Origin of the sequence: Flavobacterium hankyongi, assembly GCF_036840915.1 — a bacterium.
GTDB classification, from domain to species: Bacteria; Bacteroidota; Bacteroidia; order Flavobacteriales; family Flavobacteriaceae; genus Flavobacterium; species Flavobacterium hankyongi.
In genome coordinates, this window is the sequence record NZ_CP085725.1 from 302,667 (window position 1) to 327,642 (window position 24,976).

A 24,976-nucleotide genomic window follows, 5' to 3' on the forward strand; every position below is an offset into this window, starting at 1 on the left:
AACCAAAACATGAAAAAAAAACTTTTAAGAATTCTTGCAGTAGTAGTTATTGCGTTTTCTTCGTGTACCCAAGATGATTCAAAATTTGAAGAAATTACTGTTTCTCCAGAACAAAAAAATCCTTTAACATCACAACAAATTGTTTCCAAAATTGATGAATCTCTTCAAACAAAAGGTTCATTTAATTGGAAAGACGCTTCGAATCATGAGATTTGGAGTGCCTTAGAAAATGGAAATAATATATGTACTATTGGATTTGGAGATAGTAAGAATGATTTCGACAGAAGTAAATCGATCAGTGGCAAAGGGTACCAAAATACTATTATTCAAATTATTGAAAGGTATGAAGGGAAATCGTCAAAAGATTTTTTAATTTCATCTGATCCATTTTTAAATCTAATTGATGTAATTATTGAAAAACAAGAAACAGTCATCGCACTTAGAAAAAATAATTTTATTAGATATGTTGAACCGTCCGATTTTAGATACTTTCAAAATAAAGGGATGGTTTATCAAAAATCATCTTCAGGATGTGGATTGAGTTCTGAAACGATTTCTTCATCGGATTATACAACTATAGCTCCAAATGCAAAATTACCTTGGGCATTTAACAATCATAATATTCCTGCAGCTTGGAATTATAGTACAGGAGCTGGTGTCACTATTGGTGTTGTTGATACAGGAGCATCAACAGTTAATTCACTTTTGAATTCAAGTTTTAATAGTGGATATTCTTCAGGAAGAAGTGTACAACGTTACGGAGTATATGTAGATTCTGTTTGGCCATGGAGTACAGGGACAGATGGTGTGAATGACAAGTGTGGTCATGGTACGAGTATGTCTTCAGTGGCAACAGCTCCTAGAAATAATGCAGGACAACCTGTTGGTGTGGCATATAATGCTAATTTAATTGCTTATAGAGCAGCTTCAAATGTTGTTTTAGATGGATATCATGAACAAAATGGAGTTAAGAATGCATTTACTGGATTAGCAAATAATTCAAGTGTTAAAATTATTTCGATGTCTATGGGACACATATTTTCTGTAGGAAAAATTGAAGATGGAGTTAAGTATGCTTATGGGAAAGGAAAATTAATTTTTTGTGCAGGAGGGACGTCAACAAGCTTTACAAACTTTGTAGGTGTAATTTTTCCAGCATGGATGGCTGAAACTGTTGCTGTAACAGGTATCAAAGAAGCTTCAACCTATCAAAAATGTGATGTGTGTCATACTGGTTCTAAAATTGATTTTACAATAATGATGGAGCGTCCTTCAGGTAGTACTATACCAGTAAATAGTTATTATGATGGTCAAGGAAACTATGTTGGTGGTTCTTCTGTGGCAACAGCAACTACAGCTGGTATTGCCGCTCTAGTTTGGGCTAAAAACCCTTCATGGACAAGAGATCAGGTTTTAAATAAAATGAAGCAAACATCGCATTTGTATCCAAATAAGCACTCTGAATTTGGTTATGGTATGCCAAATGCTTTGCTAGCGGTACAATAAAAAAAATTAAAAGAAAGCCATCGTAATTGATGGCTTTTTTAATTTATAGTATAGCAAAACATTATTCCACCTCTATATGGAAGCCATTCTCCACTTTTGTTATAGTCATGTGCTTTTTCAACTCTTTCTCCGGTATATAATGAATAACCTTTGTAAAAGGCTTGTTGATTTCCTCCTCCTAAAAAAATGTCTATTAAGAATTTATTTGAGATTTTTTTTTGATAACCAATAGTTGCTCCAATCATATAATTGTATCCTTGCTGATAATATTGAGTTTCTGCATAATTCCATTTTTGAAGTTTAAAAGTACTTCCTGCAATATGACCTCCAAAATATAGTCCTTGATTATCTTTGTTTATATGATATCTGATTTCAGGGGTGATAATTACAAATTCTAAAGGGCCACCATTAATTGACTTCCAAAAAGATGCACTAACATCGGCTTGAAAACTTAAGTGATTTTTTAAAGTTGTTTCAATACCAATATTAGGAATTAGAGCAAAAGCCGTAACCCCGTTTATTTTTACATAAGTTTGTGAATGCATAGCATTAAAACTTAAAACGAGAAGTAATATAAATAACCGTTTTATCATTAATTTTTATTTAGTAGTGAATATATATTGGTATCAAGCCATTCACCTTGCCATAATGTGTCTTCTTTAAATTGTGCTTCAAGAACAAAATTATTTTTTTCTAATACTTTTGCAGATGCCTGGTTTCTTGGGTCAATAACTGCTTCTAATGAATGCATTTTCATTGTATTAAAGCCATAATCAATAAGAAGTTTAACAGCTTCTGATGTTATCCCTTTACCATGGTATTCTGGTAAAATCATATAACCAATTTCAGATCGTAAGTTTTCCCATGAAATTTTATAATGACCAATAATACCAATTAGTTTAGGATTTCCTTTAAGAGTAATTGCCCAATTAATACCTTCATTTTCTTCAATTTTGCTTTGTATTAATTTAATATGTCCTAAAGCTTCCTCTTTTGTAGTTACTAAGGGTCTTGGTACAAATTTCATAATCTCGGGATTACTCCTCATTTCAAAAACTTCGTTAACATCATCAGTTGTGATTTGTCTTAGAAGTAATCTTTCTGATTCTAAATTTTGAAAGGGTAAAAAGGAAATGGTATTCATGTTGTTATTGTATTTCGAATGATATTGAGAAGTTTTTTTCTTCATTTGGTAATAAATGAAGCATACCTTCTTTTTTTATTAAATCTCCAGTTGTATTTTCATTATCTGCATAGCCTTGCCAAGGTTCAATACATAAGAATTGAGCATCTTTTTTTGTCCAAATACCTAAATGCGGAAAGTTATCAAAGCTAATTCTTATAAATGGACTATTGTGCTTATAAATTGTTAAATAATTTGATTGAAATTCTTTTACGACTATTGCATCTTTTTCAAACAAATCGTAGTTTAATTTTAAGGTTTTTTCTTCAAGTTTGATTGGATTAGTTTTCCCTGAAAAATTTTCATTTTCCAACTCGTGACTAATAAGTTCAGAATCATTCTCAAATTGAATTGAATAATTTTTAAATTCTGAATCAATACTTATTGCTGGATGGGCACCAATTGAAAAAGGCATCAGGTCTTTTGAGTTGTTTTTTACCGTATAATCAATAGTTAAACCTTTTATATGAATTGTATAAGTTATTGTTAATTGAAAATTAAAAGGGTATTGTAAGAGTGTTTCTTCATTATCAGTAAGAACAAAACTAATTGAGTTTTCGGTTTTATTCAGGACTGTAAAGTCATAGTTTCTGGCAAAGCCATGTCTAGCCATTTCATAGTTTATTCCATTGAGAGAATAGGAATCATTTTTTAATCTTCCTACAATGGGAAATAATATGGGTGATGTTTTGTTCCAAAAGGTCTCATCTACATTCCATATATAATTGATGTTATCCTTTGAAATCTGAATCAATTCGGCTCCAAGAGAATTAATCTCAACCAAAATATTATTGTGAAGAATTTTATGTATCAATTTCTAACTAATTTAAGTTATCCAAAAGTAACGATTTAAACTATTAAAAAATGGTATAAATAATTAACATTGTTTATAGAAATGATTAACAATACTTAATCTTTTATAGAGTTAACTTTACGTAATCAAATTTTTCCCCCATCATCTTCCGAAATCCTATTCCAAAAACTTTTTTAAGCACTTTTAAGTTATTCATCACTTAACAAAAGGGGAAGTAAATGTAAGCCTTACGATAGTAGCTAAAAAGTTATTTTTTATTAATTGTTTAATTAAAATTTGTAATTATGAAGTTAGTATTTAGTATTGTAGCTCTGGTGGGTTTTACTTTGACGTTAAACGCGCAGACTATTCTAGACGATGAAATGAGACCCGATGAATTGCCTGCAGTCGTTATTAAAAGCGCAGGAAAAGATTTTTCTGTTTATCTACCAGATAGAAATCCAGATGCTAAAGTTAGACAAATGCAGGATAAGTTTGTTGGATATAATATTGGTAAAGATTACGAGGGACATGACGAATATCTAGTGTTTTTCGATGCAAAAGAAGCTTCGCTTGTAGCAACTTATAATGATACTGGTAAATTAATTAGAGTTGTTGAGAAATATGACAATGTAAAATTACCTAAATCGGTTATATATTCAGTGTATAAAAAATTTCCAGGCTGGGTTATTGTGAATGATAAATTCTTATATAGTCAAGCAGATGGTGATGTTCTAAAAAAACAATATAATTTAAAGATTAAAAAAGACAACGATGTTAAAAGACTGGTCGTGCATCCTAATGGAGAAATTATTGCAGGAATCTAGTTTTCAAATTAACCTATTCTTTAACAAATGTCACATATAAGTTTAAACTTAAAAATCATCAATTAAAAAAGGGTTTAGTCATCAATGTTTCTAAACCCTTTCTTTTTTAATCTTCAGCAATTCCTTTCCATTTTCTAATTAATGAACATAAAAAGAACATCATTATAAAAACTACAAAAAGATTAATTGAAAGCATTGAAGGGACATTGTCTCTTAAAAATTCATAATGTGAGTCATAATAATAGTCATCTTTATATTCAATCGATTTTTTATAAATCTCTTGGTAAGTTGCATATATTAAAGGAATTAATGCACCAAATAGCCATAACAAAAGATTGAGCACGATTTTAGAAATATTCTGACTTTTCTTTGATATCAAAATTGATGAATAATAAATTATTGCAGCTAGAATAAACAAAATCATCAAGATGGTATAGGTGATAAACTCTCCGCTCAAGGCTGAAAAAATGCCTAGAATTAAGTTTAAAACTCCTAAAGTTACAACAGCAATAAGCCAACTTTTCCCCGAAGTCACTCTAAAGGAAAAGATTAATAACGAAATTCCAAATCCAAAATAAAAGAACGGAAGTAAAGTGTCTTCTGTAAAAATTGAATTGACATAAGATCTCGCTATTTCTTGGTAGTTGTGAGCAAGAGTGTTTTGTTCGATGTAATATTTTGAATATTCTTTTTTGTATTCGTAATTAGCAACAGCTGTAGTTACGGATACTGGTTCTTCATAATCATTATAATAATAACCATCAGTACTATCACTAGGTTTGTAAGGTGTAATTAATTCATACTTCTTAAAATCAGGTGCATTGTATGTTATATCAAACCATTTTTCTTTTGTAAGATTTGTTTGTAAACCATGTTCTTTTACAATCGACATATAGTCAGTCATAAGTTTTTTTATTTTATGACTTTCATCTTTGAAAAGTATTTTTTGCATTTCTACTTTTCGAAGTGAATCTTCAACATCTGTAAAAAAAGCAAATCCTCTTGTATTTCTGTTTATCAGCGATGTGGCTACATATTTTTTACCAAAAAGAGTAATGTAATCTTTATAAACAATATTAGTATACTTAGGTTCACCATTAATCACTGTATCATTAAAAACCGAATTTACTGAATCAATTTCTGCTTCGCCAAAACTACCATCAATGAAAAAATCAGCTTTAGATATTATTTCACATCTTTTTTTGGCAACTTCTTTAGTTATATAGCTTTGTTTATGAAGTTTTCTTCCTATTTCAAATGGAAAGAAAAAACCAATCAATAATAAAACGATAATTAAAATCTGAATCCATTCGTAAAACAAACTGTACTTGCTTTTTGGATAAAACGATTTAAGAGAATTGTTTCTGAAGTAATTTACCAGCCATAAAATGAGTAACACAACAGAAATTAGAAAGCAAAAACTAAAAAAAGTAAAATCTAAATCAGAGTCATAACGTTCTTTGAAATCAATAGATCCATCTGCATATCCAATGAAAAAATATAATAAATTTATTAATGCCCCAATACAAACCATAGGAACAAATTTTGTGTTCCACAGTAAAGGATATTTTAAAAGTAATTGTTTTTGAATTTTACCTAACATGAGTAATATTATTTGATGAAGAATCTTCTTGTTGAATGAGTAATGTTTCTTAAGTAGTTTATATGAATGTTTTCATTGATAACAATTTTCATAAAATCATTTATAGTAACATCTAAAGGGAATGAGGCAATTAAAGTTCCACCGTTTTGTTCCAATGAAATTAAATTAAGTTTAGCCAATTTTTCATTAACAACACTCAACGATTCATTGGTTTCAAATTCAATAATAAAGTGATGTTCTTGTGATTCTTCAGATTTTAGATTTCGTTGACTTCCTTGTTTTAGAAAAACCACTTGATTAGATGTTTTTTCTACTTCATATAACTGTTGTGAACTTAATACAATGGCAATAGGTCTAAATGCCGAATTAGCTATGTTTCTGAAATCATCTAAAATGGTTTGTTGCGCCAGAATATCTAAGTTCGCCAAAGGCTCATCAATAAGCAATACTTTAGGTTTTCTTAATAGCATTCTAGCTAATTCAAACCGCATTTTATATCCAGAAGATAATCCGTTCCAGTTGTAATTTTTAAATTTTCTAAGTCCTAATCGTGTTATAATCAAATCGACCACTAAGTTGTTTTCTTCGGGTAAATAGCCATAACAACTGGCTGCAAATTCTAGATTTTCATACATAGAACCTCGCCAAGTTTCTGTTCTTTGAGGAATGTAAACTAGTTTTGTTCTTAAATCAAATAAATCATCATATTGGAAATTGTATTTAATGCCTCCTGAAGATGGATGTAGTTCACCACAAATACTTCTTAATAATGTTGTTTTACCATTCCCGTTTTCACCCACTAAACCAATAATTTCACCCGATTTAATATCTAAATTGATTGGGCCTAGCGTAAAACTTGTACTATATTTTTTTCCAAGTTTTTCAATTGAAATAATCGTTTGATGAGGTTTTATTTCTTTTTTAAGAAGAAAGTTGTGTAGGCTAGAAGCTAATTCAGTTAGTCTCTTTTTTACTTCAACTGAATCATTATTAGTATCATGCCAGTTTAAGAAATCATTAGTTTTTTTATAAAAATCTATGTTTTCTGTGTCTAGAGTAAAATCGATAATTCTTTTGGTTGCTTGATTATAATCTTCAAAACCAATAAGTTCAATAACTTCTTGATATTGCTTTTCAAATAAGTTCATATCTATCAAAGGGAAAGTTTAATTTTTCCGAATGTAGGAATAAAAAATCACTTAATATGAATAAAAAATACCTGACTGATAAACAAATCAGTCAGGTATAACCAAAAACTAAATAAATATGAAATTGTAATTACTCTTTTTCTGTTTGATTTCTAAAAACCAGTTGTCCATCAAAACTATCCAATAGTATTATACTATCAGTTGTAACTTTTCCTGCTAGTATTTCTTTAGAAAGCTGATTTAAAACCTCCTTCTGGATTACTCGTTTTACTGGTCTTGCACCAAAAGTAGGATCGAATCCTTTTTCTGATAAGTAAGCAATAGCTTCTGGTGTGGCATCCATTGTAATGTGTTGTAATGCAAGCATTTTGATAACACTTTTCAGTTGTAAACCAACAATCTCACGAATGTTCTCATTTGTTAATGGTGTGAACATTACAATTTCATCGATACGGTTAATAAACTCTGGACGCACCGTTTGTTTTAACAAACCTAAAACTTCCACTTTTGCAGCTTCAGTTGCGGCTTCAATACCACCTTTTAAATTTTCAAACTTTTCTTGTATAATGTGGCTTCCCATATTGGAAGTCATAATTATGATCGTGTTTTTAAAATCAGCTAATCGTCCTTTGTTGTCCGTTAAACGTCCTTCGTCCAAAACCTGTAGCAAAATGTTGAACGTATCTGGATGTGCTTTTTCAATTTCGTCGAGCAACACTACAGAATAAGGTTTTCTTCGAACTGCTTCTGTAAGCTGACCACCTTCATCATAACCAACATATCCCGGAGGCGCACCTACTAAGCGACTTACGCTGTGGCGTTCCTGATATTCGCTCATGTCGATTCTAGTCATAGCATTTTCATCATCGAATAAATATTCGGCCAATGCTTTTGCCAATTCCGTTTTTCCAACTCCAGTTGTTCCTAAGAATAGGAAAGAACCTATTGGTTTTTTTGCATCCTGTAATCCGGCACGACTTCTGCGAACAGCGTCACTAATTGCCGTAATTGCTTCTTCCTGTCCAACTACTCTGCGATGCAATTCGTCTTCAAGTTTTAGTAACTTTTCACGCTCACTTTGTAGCATTTTAGTAACTGGAATTCCAGTCCATTTAGCAACTACTTCAGCAATATCATCGTGAGTTACTTCTTCCTTAATTAAAGATTTATCCGATTGATTTTCCTGTAACTGTTTTTGTAAATCATCCAGTTTTTCCTGAGCTTCTTTGATTTTTCCATAACGGATTTCGGCTACTTTTCCATAATCTCCGTCGCGTTCGGCACGTTCAGCTTCAGCTTTAAAATCTTCAATTTGTTGTTTTACAGATTGAATGTTGTCTACCAAATCTTTCTCAGATTTCCAACGGGTATACACTTCGTTGCGCTCTTCTTTTAAGTTCGCCAAATCCAAACCAAGTACTTTTAATTTGTTTTCGTCATTCTCACGTTTAATCGCTTCGATTTCAATTTCCAGCTGCATGATTTTACGATCCAAAACATCTAATTCTTCCGGTTTGGAGTTGATTTCCATGCGTAGTTTTGAAGCAGCTTCATCCATCAAGTCAATCGCTTTATCTGGTAAGAATCGATTGGTAATATAACGTTGTGATAATTCTACCGCCGCAATAATTGCATCGTCTTTGATTCGTACTTTATGGTGTGTTTCGTATTTCTCTTTAATACCACGTAAGATTGAAATCGCACTTTCAGTATCAGGTTCATCTACATTTACTTTTTGGAAACGACGTTCCAAAGCTTTATCTTTTTCAAAATATTTTTGATATTCGTCTAAAGTAGTAGCACCAATAGCTCTTAGTTCTCCACGAGCTAAAGCTGGTTTTAAAATATTGGCAGCATCCATAGCGCCTTCGCCACCTCCTGCACCTACTAATGTGTGGATTTCATCAATGAAAAGAACAATATCTCCTTCGGCAGAAGTCACTTCTTTTACCACGGATTTTAAACGCTCTTCAAATTCACCTTTATATTTTGCACCTGCAATCAAAGCACCCATGTCTAAAGAGAAAACTACTTTATCTTTTAAGTTTTCAGGAACGTCTCCAGCTACGATTCTATGTGCTAATCCTTCTGCGATAGCGGTTTTACCCACACCAGGTTCACCAATCAACATTGGATTGTTTTTAGTTCTTCTTGATAAGATTTGTAATACACGACGGATTTCTTCATCACGACCAATCACTGGATCGAGTTTACCATCATTTGCTAATTGATTTAAATTCTTAGCGTATTTGTTTAAAGCATTATAGGTTTCTTCTGCAGAAGCGGAGGTTACTCGTTCTCCTTTACGAATTTCAGCAATGGCAGCTTCCAGACCTTTTTCGGTTACACCTTGGTCTTTTAATATTTGAGAAACTTTACTTTTTGATTTAAAAATAGCCAATATCAAATGTTCGATAGAAACATATTCATCGTTCATTTTTTTAGCAATAATGTTGGCTTCGTTTAAAGCTGTTCCAGCTTCACGAGAAAGCATTAATTCGCCACCTGAAACTTTTGGAAAACTTTGAATAGTACTGTCCAAGATTTGTTTGAACAGATTTACGTTTACATTTAGTTTTTTAAGAATAAAAGGAGCTACGTTTTCATCAACTTCTAATATTCCTTTAAAGATGTGTTCGTTTTCCAACTGTTGTTGACCGTTGGCTTGTGCAATTTGCTGTGCTTGTTGCAAAGCTTCTTGCGATTTGATTGTTAAATTGTTTAGATTCATATTTTTACTTACTATGTATTGTTTTAAAGTTTAGCTTTGCATTGAAATAGTCAATTTGTATTCCAATGTATAAATCAAGACAAAATGACTGATTTTAATTGATTTGAACAATATTATCAAGACAAAATGTCTGAAAACAAGACAAAATATGAGTTTTTTAAAGAATATTTTTGGCAACAACGAACAACAAAAGGAAGAATCAAAAATGAGCTGGACGGGTTTAACCCATCTAGATCAATTAGATATGATTATTAATGATTCGTGGGAGATACCTGTTTTAATTTTTAAACACAGCACACGTTGTATAATCAGTAGAACAGTTTTAAAAAATTTTGAAAAGGAATTTGATTTAGGAGATAAAGTAAAACCATATTTCTTGGATTTATTAGAGTTTAGACCCATTTCTAACGAAATAGCTGCTGTTTTTAATGTTACTCATCAATCTCCACAGTTGATTGTGATTAAAAATGGCAAAGCAGTTTATGATGCTTCTCACGATAGCATTACTATAGAAGATCTGAAAAATTATATTTAGTCTATGGCTGTCAAATCTTCAGGAATTTTAGACCTACTCAAAGCGAACAACTTATTTGAAGAAGAGTTGGTGGTTAAACGAAATGAATTCTTGAAAGTTGCAGGAACAGTCGATACTAATATCTATTTCATTGAAGAAGGAAGCTTGAGAATATACATTGCTCAAGAGAAGGAAGAACAAATCATTCGTTTTGGTTATCAAAATGATTTAATTGTTTCATTGGATTCCTTTTTAATCGAAGAGCCTTCTGATTTTTATATTCAGGCAATAAAAAAAACTGTGGTAAAAGTTATTTCTAAAAAAGCGTTTTTTGATTTCATTAATAAAGAAGAAGACAATCTAAAATTGTGGAATTCCATTCTTCAAAATTTGGTTTTGCAGCAAATGGAACGAGAAAAAGATTTGCTGATTTCTTCTGTAAATGAGCGATATTCTAGGGTTTTAAAAAGAAGTCCAAGACTTTTTCAGGAAATTCCACATAAGTACATTGCCAATTATCTCCGTATGACACCTGAAACTTTATCACGTTTGAAAAAGTCTTGATTTCAATCAATTTTTTGGTGCTTATTAATTCAGAAATTTGTTCAAAACAAAGAGAATGAAAACTATAGATTTAATTTCGGAATTAAGATTGATTACACTTCAAAATATCAATTTTGCACAAAGTCTTTATGATTTGTCTAATGAAGAGCTCAATTTTAGAAGCGATATAAAAAGCTGGAGTATTTTAGAATGTTTGGAACACTTGAATATTTATGGTAACTTTTACCTTCCAGAGATTGAAAGTACAATCCGAAAAGCTACAATTTCACCAGAGAATGAATTCCGTCCTGGATTTTTAGGAGATTATTTTGCCAAAAGCATGCAGCCAAAAGCAAAACTGAATAAAATGAAAACATTTAAGAAAACAGATCCAATAGGGAGTAAGTTGGATAGAAATGTAATTGACAATTTTATTCTTCAACAGAATAAATTATTGGAATTGTTGGCAGCATCAAATAAAGTGAATCTAAACAAATTGAAAACAGGGGTTAGTATTTCAAAATGGATTAGAATAAAATTAGGAGATACTTTTAGATTCGTAATTTATCACAATCAAAGACATATATTTCAGGCTGAAAGGGTTTTGACTTCTCAAAATAATCTAAAACAAAAAGTTGAAGTATAACTACAAATCTTTTTATTGTTTAAATTTATAGAGTATAAAAAGTAATAAATATGTTCACATTAGTACAAATCAAAGAAGCGCATGCTAAAGTAAAATCAGGTGCCGATTTTCCCAATTACATAAAGGACTTAATTGGGTTAGGTGTAACCAATTATGAAACTTTTGTTTCGGATGGTCACACGGTTTTTGAAGGAAATGAAGAGTATAAAATCATTTCTGAACCCAAGTATAATGCTCTAATCATTTCAGATTCGGTTAATGTTGAACAATTCAAATCTGATTTAAAAGATCATCAGCAAGGAAAAACAGATTACATGACTTTTTGTAATGATTGTGCAAAATCAGGTGTTGAGAAATGGAAAGTTTCTATGAAAGGGATGACCTGTACTTACTTTGATAAAAAGGAAAATGAAATGCTTCAAGAAATTATTCCTCAATAAGATTTAAATAAAAATCCCGAAGTATTAAGCTTCGGGATTTTTATTTATTGTTTTATTATTTTTTGAGAGTATTCTTTATTATCGAGTTGAACAAGAAGTATGTATGTCCCACTAGGTAGTTTTTCGATATTAATTTCTGTTACTAAATCTTTTTCTTTAATGGCTGATTCAGAAGAGTAAACTTGTTTTCCTGTAATGTCAAAAACAAAAAATGCTGCTTTTGCCGAATTTATATTGTTTAAGCTCACTGATATCAATCCTGAAGTTGGATTTGGGTAAACTTTAAATGCAGGTGTACCGCTGGCAATATGATTTACATTATCTTCTGAAATTTTTGCAGCGCAACTAATTGCGGTAACAGATCTTGTTCCATTAGAATTATTTGTTGTTCCAGCACTGTTTTTTGCTACCATTGAATAGGTGTAGTTAGTGCCTGCGGTAATTAGATATGTGTTTAAAAATGATGTCCCTGTCACATCTGGAGCATATAAATTACCGTTTCTATAAATATCGTATGAAGTTGCGTTTGTAGAAGCTGTCCATGTTACATTAATCGCACTTGTTGATGCACTGCATGTTGCAGTTGTACTAACCGTAAATGCTCCAGGAACACAACCAACAGCTGTAGCTGTTCTAGTTCCATTAGAATTATTGGTTCCTCCAGCACTATTTTTAGCTTTTACATAGTAAGAGTAGCTCGTTCCTGGAGTAATTAAATAAGTGTTTAAAAATTGTGTTCCTGTTATATCACTAGCATATAATGATCCATTTCTGTAAACGTCGTATGAAGTTGCCCCTGTAGATGCAGTCCAATTTAATCGCATTTGTGAAGTAGTACCACTACATTCAGGAGTTAATGTTAGGCTAAATGATCCAGGTAAAGATGAACTACACGTAGTTCCTAAGTTAGATTTTAAAGAACTAAAATATGAATTTGCAAAAGTAGCCCTCCATGTAGGACTAGTTAATTTTGTAGCATCCGAAGTATCAACAAATCCAAGTTCATTTAAACATCCAGTCGCCGAAGAATATCTTAAAACACCTAAATGGTAGGCGAGGAAGCTGTTGTCTTCAACACATCTACGGTTGCTCCAAGAACCGTTTGTTGCCATATCATTTTGAATTTTTTGAGCAAATGCAATATCAGCAGCTGTTGTGGTGTCATCATAGGTACAATAGAATGTTTCTGTTCCTGTTCCACCTCCTGCATTACAGTGAATACTTAACAAACGGTCTGCACCCCAATTGTTAGACATTGTTGCACGTTGAGTAACCGATGTCCAACTGTTTAAATTTGTTGTTCTGGTCATATGAACTGTCCAAGATGAACATGAATTTTGAATTAGAGTTCTAGTACGCAAACCAACATCTAATGAGGTTTCAATTTCTGTTGCTGTTCTTCCGTCAGGATTGTCACTTGTAGTGGCTCCATAACCGTGACCAGGATCAATAACTACAACTTGAGCTTGAATTGTTATTGCTGTAAAAAGAGCAAATAGTATTGTTGAAATTTGTTTCATGGCTTAAAGTTTTAGAGTTGATACATAGATTTTTCCAGAATTTTCATCAGAAAAAATAACTTGATTTTCACCAAATAATGATGGAAACATTTCAAACTGATTCTCTGTAGAAGTTATTTTTTTGGTTCTTGCATTTTCTACATCAAAGAGTAGAATTTCGGAATTGCTTATAGAATGTCCATCCTGACTTTCATCTAAGAAACCAATAAGATATTTATCATCATTTGACCATGATGTTGCAATTCCTTGACCAATAAGTTTCCCTTTTCCAGATCCATCTATATTATAAACCCAAATATCAGGACCATTATGTACAGCAACTCTTTTTCCGTCATGAGAAAGAATTGCATTATAGTATTGTCCTTCGTTACTAGTTATGAGCCAAGTTTTTTGCGTTTTTAGATTAGTAGCTTCAATTTGTAATGTAAAAGGATTAGTATGAACTACTATTTCGTTTTTACCATTAAATGAAGGAAGAAGATTGTGATTTAAATCTATTTCTGAAGCTGTTTTCTCTTTAATTGAATACGATTTTACTTTAGAATTTGAAAAGTATTCTTTTTCTCCTTTTTCTTTAAAATAAAATGTTTGACTATCAGCATTCCATGTGTAACCATAACCAATACCTGTATTTGGTGAAATTGGCACAACATCATAAGTCGTTAAGTTCAATAAATAGACTCCATGATTATGTTCTTGTGTAAGAAGAGCATACTTACCATCTGGAGAAGCAACTGGGTTTGTGAAATTTCCTTTTACAGGAATTTCTTTTGGTTTCGAAAATTCTTGTGCCTGCAACTGAATTCCAAGAAGCAATAAAGCACATAATAAGATGTTTCTTTTCATATTTTTTGTTTTTGTTAATAGTAAAAATACTACAAAATAAATAAAAACAAAAAGAAACACCTTGATTTTAAGGTGTTTGATGTTAATTACGGGAATATATGTAGAATTATCTTCTAAACTTATTTCTGGTAATAATACTTTTTAGTTTCGCTTTTAAATCTTCTCCAGAATCATAAACCATTTGTTCATTGCTAGGAAAAGGAGTGGCTCTTCTGCCAAAATACTGTAAATAATCACTGTCACAAGCATTTCTATCTCCGTTGTAGTTAGCATATATGTACTCAAAAATGAACTCACTTGAAATTGGAAACGTATCTATTAACTGATTTGTTCTAAAATCGATATAATCTACTTTCGCAGTTATATTACACGCTTTAAATTGTTTAAATTCATATATTGTTGCACGAACAGTTTTCATATTGTCAACCATTACAACATTTCCTTTTTCGTCTTTTACTTGGTTTCCGTTTGTGTCAAGCAGTGGTTTTTTACCATCAGCAACTTGTTTTTCTTTAGTGAATTCTCGCTCTTTTATCTGTTCTGGCGAAATGTTTATCTGACGGAAGTTAACAATCAAACCATAGTCATAATTAATTCCTTTTTGACGATTGCTATGATATACAGTCCATTTATCATCTAGTCCAAAAGTGCTAAAATCAAGTAAATCCGATTGTAAACGAGTAGGAATTACCATTTGTGTTTCGTTTTTGGTATAAACACTCACATAATCGGTTCCTTTATATTGAGCTTCATTTATCATCTTGCTCACATCTTTATAACCAGGATTAATTTTTTCTAAATAAGCAAAATCATCAAATGCTTTTCTAAAAGACATTTTATCGTTTTGCTTCATTAAATTTTTAGAATTGTCGTATAAGTATTTAGAAAGCGATTCTTTACTCTTTACAATTTGAGTTGAATAATCATCAAAAGGGAAGTAGGCATTTCTTCCTTCTTTCAATAAAGATAAAGGTAACAAAGGTCTAATCTTTTCTTGACGATTGTTAAGTTGTAAATATGTATTGTAAATTTTTTCAAGATTTGCAGGATTTCCATCTTTTTGAAGCATTTCAATGTCGCGCAAATCACGCTCTTTTGCTTTTGCAAAAGCTTCTTCAATCAAATAAACATAATCTTGTTTCCCTTTTGAATTTTTATTAGTATTAAGAGCCTCGGTTGCACGATAAATTGCACCATCATAATCCCCATTACTAAGCATAGATTGAGTGCTTTTCACACCACAACCAATAAGAAAACTAAAAACAATAACTAAAAAGGTAATTTTTCTCATGCGTTTCAAATTTTGGCAAATATATATTTTTAGGAGCTTTATCCCGCTGTACACTATATCTTTTTGTAAACAAAAAGGATGCCGTTTCCATCGGGGCTATAAAAAAACTCCGAATTAATCGGAGTTTTTTGTGTAATTATTTTGTTGGAATAGGAGGTAGAAGCTTACTTGAAACTTCGCCAAATCCTATGCGAACTTCTTCATTTTGACAATAACCACGCATGATTACAGTATCGCCATCGTTTATGAATTTACGTTCAGTACCATCTTTTAATGTGAGTGGATTTTTACCTCCCCATGTTAGTTCTAGCATCGAACCAAAAGAGTCTTCTGTTGGACCAGAAATAGTTCCAGATCCCATCATGTCTCCTGAATTGATTCTACATCCGTTAATGGTGTGATGTGCCAATTGTTGGCTCATCGTCCAATACATGTATTTGAAATTAGTATTACTAATAATAGTTTCTTCACCTTTTTCAGGTGCAATACCTACTTGTAAGTTAATGTCAAAAGCATTGTCACCTGTTTGTTGCAAATAAGGCAGCGGAGTTGGCTCTTGCTTAGGAGAAGCACAACGGAAAGGCTCAAGAGCATCCATAGTTACAATCCAAGGAGAAATTGAAGATGCGAAGTTTTTAGCCAAGAATGGTCCAAGTGGAACATACTCCCATTTTTGAATATCACGTGCACTCCAATCGTTTAATAACACCATTCCAAAGATGTACTCTTCAGCTTCATCAACAGGGATATTTTCACCCATAATATTGGCGTCAGTGGTAATAAAAGCAGTTTCTAATTCAAAATCAACTAGTTTAGATGGTCCAAAGACCGGAGATGTAGCATCTGCAGGCATTGTTTGCCCCATTGGTCTGTGAACAGGAATTCCTGAAGGAACAATAGTAGAACTTCTTCCATGATATCCTACCGGAATATGAAGCCAGTTTGGTAATAAAGCATTTGCAGGATCGCGGAACATTTTACCTGTGTTTGTAGCATGTTCTCTACTTGAAAAGAAATCTGTATAATCACCAATGAAAACTGGTAGTTGCATTTCTACATCTTTCATGTTAAAAATAACAACATCTCTATGTTTTTTGTTATCTCTTAAATCGGCATTATTGGCATCAAATATTTCTGCAATTCTATTTCGAACTAATCTCCAAGTTTTTTTTCCGTCAGAAATAAAATCGTTCAATGTATCCTGAAGAAAAACATCATCTGTCAATTCGATTCCTTCAAAGTATCCTAGTTGTTGTAAAGCACCTAAATCAATTGCAAAATCACCCAAACGTGTTCCAACGGTTACAATGTTTTCTTTGGTTAAAAATACTCCAAAAGGAATATTTTGAATAGGGAAATCACTGTTAGGTTCTATTTCTATCCATGATTTTCTGTTTGGATCGTTAGCAGTTATAGGCATAATAATATATTTTGTGAAATTGTATTGTTTTAACACCTCAAATATAGTTTCTATTGGGATTATACCAAACACTTTTCGTATTTTTGACGACCATTTAACATAAAATAATTAAAATGCAACGCGACGAACAAATTTTTGATTTAATTCTTGACGAACAAGACAGACAAATTCATGGAATAGAGCTTATTGCTTCTGAGAATTTTGTTAGCGACCAAGTTATGGAAGCTGCTGGTTCTTGTTTAACAAATAAATATGCTGAAGGTTACCCAGGGAAAAGATACTATGGTGGATGTGAGGTAGTTGATATAGTTGAGCAAATTGCAATCGATAGAGCTAAAGCTCTTTTTGGTGCCGAATATGTAAACGTGCAACCACATTCTGGTTCACAAGCTAATACTGCAGTTTTTGCTGCTTGCTTAAAGCCAGGGGATAAAATCTTAGGTTTCGATTTATCACATGGAGGGCATTTAACTCACGGATCGCCAGTAAATTTTTCAGGAAAATTATATAACCCTGTATTTTATGGAGTAGATGCAGAAACCGGCGTTTTAAATTATGATAAAATTCAGGAGATAGCAACAAAAGAACAACCTAAAATGATTATTGCAGGTGCTTCGGCATATTCTCGTGATATGGATTTTAAACGTTTTAGAGAAATTGCAGATTCAGTTGGAGCAATTTTAATCGCCGATATTTCTCATCCTGCTGGATTAATTGCAAAAGGATTAATGAATGATCCAATTCCTCATTGTCATATAGTAACAACAACTACACACAAGACATTACGTGGACCTCGTGGTGGAATGATCATGATGGGTAAAGATTTTGAAAATCCATGGGGATTAACAACTCCTAAAGGTGAAATCAGAATGATGTCTCACGTTTTGGATATGTCTGTTTTTCCAGGAAATCAAGGTGGACCTTTAATGCATATTATTGCTGCTAAAGCAGTTGCATTTGGAGAGTGTTTGTCTGATGAATTTTTTACTTACGCTGTTCAGGTACAAAAAAATGCCAAAGCAATGGCTGAAGCTTTTGTTAAGAGAGGTTATAATATCATTTCTGGTGGTACAGATAATCACATGATGTTAATTGATTTACGTAATAAAAACATTTCTGGTAAAGAAGCTGAAAACGCGTTGGTTAAAGCAGAAATTACAGTAAACAAGAACATGGTGCCTTTTGATGATAAATCACCATTTGTAACTTCTGGTATTCGTGTGGGTACTCCTGCTATTACCACTCGTGGTTTAGTAGAAGCGGATATGGAAACAGTTGTTGATTTGATTGACCGTGTTTTAATGAATCATACAAATGAAGAAGTATTAGAACAAGTTGCTGATGAGGTAAACGATATGATGAGTGAAAGAGCGATGTTTGTTTTCTAAGAAAATAAAAAATCTTTATAAAAAAAATCCCACCTTGTAAAAGGTGGGATTTTTTTTATGTTTTATGGTAAATGCTGATACGCTCCTAAATCTGGTGTTGATGCTGGAGTTCTTGTGATGCCATCTGCATCAGTTGGAATTAAATATGTATTGTTCCCTTTTGCAATTGCAGCTGAACCTAAAAGGATTCGTAAATTATTTTTGTTTGTGTTTTTAAATTTTGGATCATTGGTGGTTTGATTATTACTAAACAAATTTGCATTACTCACATCCTTTAAAGGAGTATATAATGGGTTATTTCCAAACTGATTATTTATATCATTGAATTTGATAAGTGTATTTTGGATAGAATAGTTAAAAGATTTAAGAGTATTCTTGTTTAACCCAAGCTCTATATTATTTGGTCCAAAAATGATACTATTTCTAATATTGGCCTGTACCAAATCGGCTATGAAAAGAGTTTCGCCATCATTATAGGTATTGTCTAATAAAACAGTTGGAGATTGTCTTGAACTTCCTGACCAATAATTGGCAAACGTACAATGAGTGAAGTCATAATTTCCTCCAAGAGTACAAGCTAAAGCATATTGTCCCGCTTTACTAATTACAATGTTTCTACCATTTATTTTACCTGTGCGAGCTAAAATTCCCGCTACAGATGAGTTGTAAATCTGTGTGTTTTCAATTTCAACTGTAGTTCCGTCATTATTTTGAACGAATAAACCAACAGTTGCGTTTTTGATTGTTAAATTTTTAAAACGATTATTAGTACTTCCGTCAGTTAGTATAATAGAAAACCATTGTCCAGGAACATCTGCAAAGCCTGGCTCTAAACGATCTCCTTCAAAAATAACTTCTTTCTCTAATGCAGTCGTAGTTGATTGTGCACCGTTTACATGAATACTAGCATTATCGGCTACTATTATACCCGATTCACTGTGGAAATATACTCTTGCACCAGGGTCAATTTCTAAAATTTTATTATTTGGGACTGTTGGGAAACCATAAATAACATATGGTTTTGTATTGTTGAAGTGGAGTTCGTTACCGTTTATAGGGTCACTTTCGTCTAAAGAAAAAGAAGTAAGTCTTGGATTGGTTGATGAAAGGGGAAGACCTTCGTAAGTATATGAATTGTCAGGATTTTGCGTTCTTTGTGGATAAATGAAATAAGCATCTTGAATTAATGTTACTAAATCAACACTTTGCTGATTAGTTCCTCCATCAAATAAAATTTTATCAGTGTATAAAAAATCTGTAGGATTAGCGTCAGCAATACCAGCAGTTGCTTCAATAAAAACATACATACTATCTTTTGCTAAAAGTTCAACATTTTCAAAATGTTTTCCTTTCCCATCTCTCCCAGACATTCCATCAACCATTATTCTGTATTTAGAATTATCCCCTTTTCCAAGAGTAATTGATGGTATATGAATGTCGTCATTACTTCTGTTATATACTTTTAAAGTGTAAGTACTCGAGCTAGTATTAGTAAAAACAGTGTCTAAATAAACTGTGGTCTTAGAAAACTCAAGTTGTCCATTGCTGGGTTTAGTGTCAAAATCTTTTCGACAAGAAGTTAGTGATAAAAAAGTGACAACTATAAGTAATATTGAGTAACGCATTTAGGTTTAATTTTTGATAAAAATAAGCAAAATGTTTTAACGAGTAAAAAATGTTTTTATTCTTTAAAAAGTCTGTTAATACTATTTTTTGTAAATTTGGGATACTAAATTTTTACTATGTCCTTTGATAAAGAAAAGGTTTTAAACCAATTTAACCTCATGTGTCAAAATACCTTGATGCAAACCCTTAAGATTGAATTTATTGATGTTGGTCCCGATTTTTTAAAAGCCAAAATGCCTGTAAACTCTAGTGTCCATCAGCCAATGGGATTGTTACACGGTGGAGCTACAGTAGCTTTAGCAGAAAGTGTAGGAAGTGCTGCATCAATTATGTTTATCGATAAAGAAAATGAAGAGGTTAGAGGAATTGAAATTTCTGCTAATCATGTAAAAAGCAAGCGTTCAGGAGAAGTTTTTGCAACAGCAAAAATGATTCATAAAGGACGTTTAGTTCATTTATGGGAGATAAAAATTGTTGATGAAAATGACACAATGATTTCACTTTGTAAATTAACAAACATTGTATTGCCATTAAAAAAATAGTCATGAGTCCTATTTTTGAGAAAGTAAAATTGCATAGTAAGGAAAACTTACCTTTTGTTATTTACCGTAAACCCAATTCTAGAACAATTATTGGAGTTTTTCAGGTAAATGACCACTTGTATTTTTCTGAAAACTTTAAAGAGGAAGCTTTTATATTTTCATCATTTTTAGGTGATAAGCCAATAGTTTTTCCAATTGAACATTCTGAAGTTAAGTTTGCTGCTCCTCATTTAGTAGATGGTAACGATGAAAAAAATCTTCAGACAAAAACTAATGAAGCAGAGAGAGAAAAGTTTATTAGTTTGGTTCAAAGTGGAATAAATGCTATTAATGAAGGAACTTTTAGAAAAGTTGTATTGTCAAGAGTAGAAGCAGTTGATGTTCCCAATTTTGATATAGAAGTAGTTTTCGAAAGAATGCTTCAGCATTATTCCACGGCATTTTGTTATTGTTGGTATCATCCAAAAATAGGAATGTGGATGGGAGCAACACCAGAAAGATTGTTACAAGCCAAAGAAAAAAGTTTTAACACCATGTCGCTTGCAGGAACTCAGACTTTTCAAGGAAATGATGTGGTATCCTGGAAGAACAAAGAACGTGAAGAGCAAGAATTTGTGACTAGTTTTATTGTCGAAAACCTAAAAAATCAAGCTTCAGATGTTCAATTATCAACACCTTATACAACAAGAGCTGGAAACTTACTACATATAAGAACAGATATTGAAGGAACATTAAATGAAGATTCAAATCTTAAAAATGTTATCGATATATTACATCCAACACCAGCGGTTTGTGGTTTGCCAAAAAATATCGCCCGTGATTTTATACTTAAAAATGAAGGCTATGATAGAGAGTTTTACTCCGGCTTTTTAGGGGAATTGAACTTAAATATAAATACCAATGAGCATGAAACTGATCTATATGTCAATTTAAGATGTATGAAAGTAGGCGATAAGGTAGCTCAAATCTATGTTGGTGGAGGAATTACAAAAGACAGTAATCCGGAAGCCGAATGGGAAGAAACAGTAAACAAAACCAAAACTATGAAGCGAATTTTGTAATTTGCTTTTATATTATCAAATAAAATATTTATGAAGCTTGATATACTCGCTTTTGGCGCACATCCTGATGATGTCGAATTGGGTTGTGCAGCCACAATTGCTAAAGAAATTTCACTTGGGAAAACAGTAGGAATTATAGATTTAACTAGAGGAGAACTTGGCACACGAGGTTCGGCAGAAATTAGAGATGTCGAAGCTGATAGAGCTGCTAAGATTTTAAATGTTTCTGTTAGGGAAAATCTGAGTTTTAGAGATGGCTTTTTTAAAAATGACGAAAAGCATCAATTGGAAGTTATTCGAATGATTCGAAAATACAAGCCAGAAATTGTTTTATGTAATGCCATTGATGATAGACACATTGATCATGGTAAAGGAAGTAAATTAGTTTCTGATGCTTGTTTCTTGTCTGGATTGCCTAAAATTGAAACTAGCTTTAATGGAAGCATTCAAGAAGCTTGGAGGCCTAAACATGTCTATCATTACATTCAGTGGAAAAACATAGAACCAGATTTCGTAGTTGATGTTACTGGTTTTATGGATGTTAAAATGAAGGCAATTTTAGCTTATGATTCTCAGTTTTATAATCCAGATACTAATGAGCCAGAAACTCCAATAACATCTAAAAACTTTTTGGATAGCGTAAAATACAGAGCTCAAGACCTTGGAAGATTAATTGGAACCGATTTTGCAGAAGGTTTTACTACAGAAAGGTATTTGGCAGTCAGTAGCTTAACAGATTTGAAGTAAATTTTTGTAAAAAACTTTTGCAGAACTCAAGTTTTACTATATATTTGCACTCGCAAAAGAGATTTTGCATTTCGATTAAATGGTGATTGTAGCTCAGTTGGTTAGAGCGTCGGATTGTGGTTCCGAAGGTCGCGGGTTCGAGACCCGTCTTTCACCCCAGAAAAAAGCCCTGAAGTAATTCAGGGCTTTTTTGTTATTAGAAGTATTGACAATTTTTATATTAGTCATGCATTATTATATTAGCAATATTCAAAATATTTCTTCAGGATTAAATAAGAAAAAATTATAATCTTGGTTTTTCATCTATTTGGGGACAAGTAGAAAAATATCTCATACTGTAGAGGTGGTAAATTATAGGAAATTTTCACAACAAAAAGCCCTGAAGAAATTCAGGGCTTTTTTTTTATTTATAATATTTTGCACAAGGGATAGGAGCAGTCTCGTTATGTATAACGAGATAGCGCGAATAGCCCGACGGCTGCCTGAGCAGCCGATGTGCCATTATTATTTTGATTAATTTCCTGATTTATCTACAACAGGTCTTTCTTTGCGATTAGCCAATTCCCAAGCAATAGCAAAAGCTAATTGTGTTCTTTTAGCCAATGCATCGTATTCTATTTTACTAGGCTCATCTGTTGGCTGATGATAATCTTCGTGAGTACCATTAAATAAGAACACAGCAGGAATGTTATGTTTAGCAAAGTTGTAGTGATCTGAACGGTAGTAGAAACGATTAGGGTCGTTACGATCGTTGTATTTGTAGTCTAAATTAAGATTTACAAATTTTTTGTTGGCAGCTTCTGTAATATTATAAAGATCAGATGAAAGATAATCAGAACCAATTATATAAACATAATTGTTGCTGTCTTTGTGAAACTCGTCGCGACGACCAATCATATCAATATTGATGTCTGTGATTGTTTTTGCTAAGGGAAATAAAGGATTTTCTGTATAGAAACGAGAACCGTGTAATCCATGTTCTTCACCAGTTACGTGTAAGAATAAAATTGAACGTTTAGAACCTTTCCCTTCGTTTTTAGCTTGCTGAAATGCTTGTGCTATTTCCAATAGAGCAACAGTTCCTGATCCGTCATCATCGGCACCATTATATATTTCACCATTTTTCATTCCTACATGGTCATAATGGGCAGAAACAACTAATATTTCATTGGGTTTTTCAGATCCTTCTATAAATGCCCAAATGTTCTCGGAATTGTTTAATTTAGGAGAAAATCCTTTAGCCATAAATTCTGATGGTACTTTTTGATACCAATCTTTAGCTGTCTTAGGAAACGAAACCCCGTTTTTAATGTATTGTTCAATAAGATATTTACCTGCTTTTTTTTGACCTTCTTCACCAGTATTACGTCCTTGCATTTCGTCAGAAGCAACAATGTAAAGATGCGTTTTTAAATCATCAGAAGTAATGGTTTTTATGTACTTCTCAACATCTGTACTGTTTGATTCTAGCGAAACACTAGTAGAAGTTGTCATGCTTGCGGTCGATTTTTGACTCGTGCAACTAGTAAATGTAGCAAGGGCTAAGGTTAAAATGGCAATTTGGTTTTTCATAATTTAATAATTGGTAAACGAATTTAGCCAATACAATATTATTACCAAATTTTATTAGAATTAATTAACATTTAAAATGCTGTAAGCTAATAAAAGAATTAGAAAAATCTCCATTAAAAAGAAATTAATAAAAAATATAAAACTTGCTTTTAGCCTTGAAACGAATTTCTTTTCTTCATAAAATCGGCTGTGTGATCTGAAAAAATAAAATATCCACCAGAAAAACATTGCAGTTCCAACAAGTCCAATTATCGCATCAGTATTAATGTAATTTTCAACAAAACCCAGCATCCAATTTAACAACAGGAATATAGTAAACGACAATAAAATCATGGAAAAATAATGTAGAGTAAAAACACCGTGTTCATAATAATACCAACGTTTTTTGTTATGAAATAACCAAATTGTAAAAGCAAAAACAGGCATGAACAAGAAAATCACCTTGGGTAAATTGTGAAATAAAGATTCAACAAATTTTTCTTGAAACTCTTCCCAAGTATTGTGCTCATTTATACTTGCAATTTTTCTACCAACCCAACGCTCAATCGAAGAGGATTTTTCTTTTTCAGGAAGTGTGTTTTGTAAGGAGTCATAAGCTGCAACCGACTTAAAATCTCCTATTAATGTTTTAGATGAAATTTCTTCTTCTTTACTTTGTATATATTTTTCTGAATCTCTAACCTTTTTCTCTTCCTTATGGTTGGTAATATTGGTTAATGTTGGTAATAAAAAAAAAGTAACAAAACTAATGAAAATATAAAGTCTTACTGGTTGAACATATGTTTGTCGCTTTCCCGAAAGGTACTCTTTGGTTAATTTTGCAGGATAGAAAAGTAAATACTTGATGGTTTTCCAAAAGGAACTTTCATAATGAGTAAAATCTTCAAAGAAATGTGTAAACAAAAAATGGAAAGATTCTTTGGTATGTTTATTTTCTTGTCCACAATTAGGACAAAACCTTTTTTCAACTACATAATTGCAGTTCAAACAAGTCATATCCTTACGTAATTCATGATGTCCCATTAGTAA

The 24,976-nt window shown here is 32.1% G+C and carries 23 protein-coding genes and 1 tRNA gene; 11 read left to right on the forward strand and 13 right to left on the reverse strand.

What is annotated here, in order from left to right; all coding sequences use genetic code 11:
* Positions 1-9: 9 nt before the first annotated feature.
* Entirely contained in the window at positions 10-1,506 is a 1,497-nt protein-coding gene (locus LJY17_RS01450) for a S8 family peptidase (RefSeq protein ID WP_264542095.1), read from the forward strand.
* A 38-nt stretch (positions 1,507-1,544) separates the two neighbouring features.
* Here LJY17_RS01450 and LJY17_RS01455 read toward each other — a convergent pair whose 3' ends face one another.
* Genes LJY17_RS01455 through LJY17_RS01465 form a run of 3 tightly spaced genes read right to left on the reverse strand, consistent with a single transcriptional unit; the run spans position 1,545 to position 3,503 of the window.
* Positions 1,545-2,099, reverse strand: a complete 555-nt coding sequence (locus tag LJY17_RS01455) for a DUF3575 domain-containing protein (protein WP_264542096.1) — start codon at positions 2,097-2,099, stop codon at positions 1,545-1,547.
* Positions 2,099-2,695, reverse strand: a complete 597-nt coding sequence (locus LJY17_RS01460) for a GNAT family N-acetyltransferase (protein WP_319800116.1) — start codon at positions 2,693-2,695, stop codon at positions 2,099-2,101. Before LJY17_RS01460 ends, LJY17_RS01455 begins: the two co-directional genes overlap by 1 nt.
* The gene (locus LJY17_RS01465; RefSeq protein WP_264542097.1) at positions 2,655-3,503 is read right to left on the reverse strand and encodes an aldose 1-epimerase family protein; all 849 of its coding nucleotides are present in this window, start codon (positions 3,501-3,503) and stop codon (positions 2,655-2,657) included. The genes LJY17_RS01460 and LJY17_RS01465 overlap by 41 nt, the downstream gene beginning before the upstream one ends.
* Positions 3,504-3,787: 284 nt before the next feature.
* On the opposite strand from LJY17_RS01465, the gene LJY17_RS01470 reads away from it, so the two are divergent.
* Complete coding sequence (locus tag LJY17_RS01470) at positions 3,788-4,309, forward strand: hypothetical protein (RefSeq protein ID WP_264542098.1); 522 nt, start codon at positions 3,788-3,790, stop codon at positions 4,307-4,309.
* 106 nt (positions 4,310-4,415) lie between these two features.
* On the opposite strand, the gene LJY17_RS01475 is transcribed toward LJY17_RS01470, so the two are convergent.
* From LJY17_RS01475 to clpB, 3 genes are all read right to left on the reverse strand, one after another.
* Positions 4,416-5,912: a hypothetical protein gene (locus LJY17_RS01475; protein WP_264542099.1), complete on the reverse strand. Its 1,497-nt coding sequence runs from the start codon at positions 5,910-5,912 to the stop codon at positions 4,416-4,418.
* A gap of 8 nt (positions 5,913-5,920) precedes the next feature.
* Complete coding sequence (locus LJY17_RS01480) at positions 5,921-7,060, reverse strand: ATP-binding cassette domain-containing protein (protein WP_264542100.1); 1,140 nt, start codon at positions 7,058-7,060, stop codon at positions 5,921-5,923.
* 130 nt (positions 7,061-7,190) lie between these two features.
* Complete coding sequence (clpB, locus tag LJY17_RS01485; protein ID WP_264542101.1) at positions 7,191-9,791, reverse strand: ATP-dependent chaperone ClpB; 2,601 nt, start codon at positions 9,789-9,791, stop codon at positions 7,191-7,193.
* A 148-nt stretch (positions 9,792-9,939) separates the two neighbouring features.
* On the opposite strand from clpB, the gene ytxJ reads away from it, so the two are divergent.
* From ytxJ to LJY17_RS01505, 4 genes are read left to right on the forward strand one after another with little or no spacing between them, the layout of a single operon-like run.
* Complete coding sequence (gene ytxJ, locus LJY17_RS01490; protein WP_264542102.1) at positions 9,940-10,326, forward strand: bacillithiol system redox-active protein YtxJ; 387 nt, start codon at positions 9,940-9,942, stop codon at positions 10,324-10,326.
* 3 nt (positions 10,327-10,329) lie between these two features.
* Positions 10,330-10,869, forward strand: a complete 540-nt coding sequence (locus tag LJY17_RS01495; protein ID WP_264542103.1) for a Crp/Fnr family transcriptional regulator — start codon at positions 10,330-10,332, stop codon at positions 10,867-10,869.
* Positions 10,870-10,924: 55 nt separating this feature from the next.
* On the forward strand, positions 10,925-11,494 hold the full coding sequence (locus tag LJY17_RS01500) for a DinB family protein (protein ID WP_264542104.1): 570 nt from the start codon (positions 10,925-10,927) through the stop codon (positions 11,492-11,494).
* A 50-nt stretch (positions 11,495-11,544) separates the two neighbouring features.
* Positions 11,545-11,934: a DUF1398 domain-containing protein gene (locus LJY17_RS01505; RefSeq protein WP_264542105.1), complete on the forward strand. Its 390-nt coding sequence runs from the start codon at positions 11,545-11,547 to the stop codon at positions 11,932-11,934.
* A gap of 44 nt (positions 11,935-11,978) precedes the next feature.
* Here the strand turns inward: LJY17_RS01505 and LJY17_RS01510 are convergent, their stop codons facing one another.
* From LJY17_RS01510 to fahA, 4 genes are all read right to left on the reverse strand, one after another.
* The gene (locus LJY17_RS01510) at positions 11,979-13,454 is read right to left on the reverse strand and encodes an N-acetylmuramoyl-L-alanine amidase (RefSeq protein ID WP_264542106.1); all 1,476 of its coding nucleotides are present in this window, start codon (positions 13,452-13,454) and stop codon (positions 11,979-11,981) included.
* A 3-nt stretch (positions 13,455-13,457) separates the two neighbouring features.
* Positions 13,458-14,300 carry a TolB family protein gene (locus tag LJY17_RS01515; protein WP_264542107.1) on the reverse strand — a complete coding sequence of 281 codons (843 nt, stop codon included), beginning with the start codon at positions 14,298-14,300 and terminating at the stop codon, positions 13,458-13,460.
* 106 nt (positions 14,301-14,406) lie between these two features.
* Positions 14,407-15,591 (reverse strand): hypothetical protein, encoded by a 1,185-nt coding sequence (locus tag LJY17_RS01520; protein ID WP_264542108.1) that lies wholly within the window; start codon positions 15,589-15,591, stop codon positions 14,407-14,409.
* A 136-nt stretch (positions 15,592-15,727) separates the two neighbouring features.
* Positions 15,728-17,011: a fumarylacetoacetase gene (gene fahA / locus LJY17_RS01525; RefSeq protein ID WP_264544870.1), complete on the reverse strand. Its 1,284-nt coding sequence runs from the start codon at positions 17,009-17,011 to the stop codon at positions 15,728-15,730.
* A gap of 113 nt (positions 17,012-17,124) precedes the next feature.
* On the opposite strand from fahA, the gene glyA reads away from it, so the two are divergent.
* On the forward strand, positions 17,125-18,399 hold the full coding sequence (gene glyA / locus LJY17_RS01530; protein ID WP_264542109.1) for a serine hydroxymethyltransferase: 1,275 nt from the start codon (positions 17,125-17,127) through the stop codon (positions 18,397-18,399).
* A gap of 62 nt (positions 18,400-18,461) precedes the next feature.
* Here glyA and LJY17_RS01535 read toward each other — a convergent pair whose 3' ends face one another.
* Positions 18,462-20,024, reverse strand: a complete 1,563-nt coding sequence (locus LJY17_RS01535; RefSeq protein ID WP_264542110.1) for a choice-of-anchor Q domain-containing protein — start codon at positions 20,022-20,024, stop codon at positions 18,462-18,464.
* A 117-nt stretch (positions 20,025-20,141) separates the two neighbouring features.
* Between LJY17_RS01535 and LJY17_RS01540 the strand changes: the two genes are divergently transcribed.
* From LJY17_RS01540 to LJY17_RS01555, 4 genes are all read left to right on the forward strand, one after another.
* Positions 20,142-20,567: a PaaI family thioesterase gene (locus LJY17_RS01540; RefSeq protein ID WP_264542111.1), complete on the forward strand. Its 426-nt coding sequence runs from the start codon at positions 20,142-20,144 to the stop codon at positions 20,565-20,567.
* A gap of 2 nt (positions 20,568-20,569) precedes the next feature.
* Positions 20,570-21,628, forward strand: coding sequence for an isochorismate synthase (locus LJY17_RS01545; RefSeq protein WP_264542112.1), 1,059 nt, complete (start codon positions 20,570-20,572; stop codon positions 21,626-21,628).
* 30 nt (positions 21,629-21,658) lie between these two features.
* On the forward strand, positions 21,659-22,375 hold the full coding sequence (gene bshB1, locus LJY17_RS01550) for a bacillithiol biosynthesis deacetylase BshB1 (protein ID WP_264542113.1): 717 nt from the start codon (positions 21,659-21,661) through the stop codon (positions 22,373-22,375).
* A gap of 82 nt (positions 22,376-22,457) precedes the next feature.
* A tRNA-His gene (locus LJY17_RS01555) sits at positions 22,458-22,534 on the forward strand.
* Between the two features lie 354 nt (positions 22,535-22,888).
* On the opposite strand, the gene LJY17_RS01560 is transcribed toward LJY17_RS01555, so the two are convergent.
* Both LJY17_RS01560 and LJY17_RS01565 read right to left on the reverse strand, forming a co-directional pair.
* Positions 22,889-23,947, reverse strand: a complete 1,059-nt coding sequence (locus tag LJY17_RS01560) for a M28 family metallopeptidase (RefSeq protein ID WP_264542114.1) — start codon at positions 23,945-23,947, stop codon at positions 22,889-22,891.
* Positions 23,948-24,007: 60 nt separating this feature from the next.
* Positions 24,008-24,970 (reverse strand): DUF3667 domain-containing protein, encoded by a 963-nt coding sequence (locus LJY17_RS01565; protein WP_264542115.1) that lies wholly within the window; start codon positions 24,968-24,970, stop codon positions 24,008-24,010.
* Between the last annotated feature and the right edge of the window lie 6 nt (positions 24,971-24,976).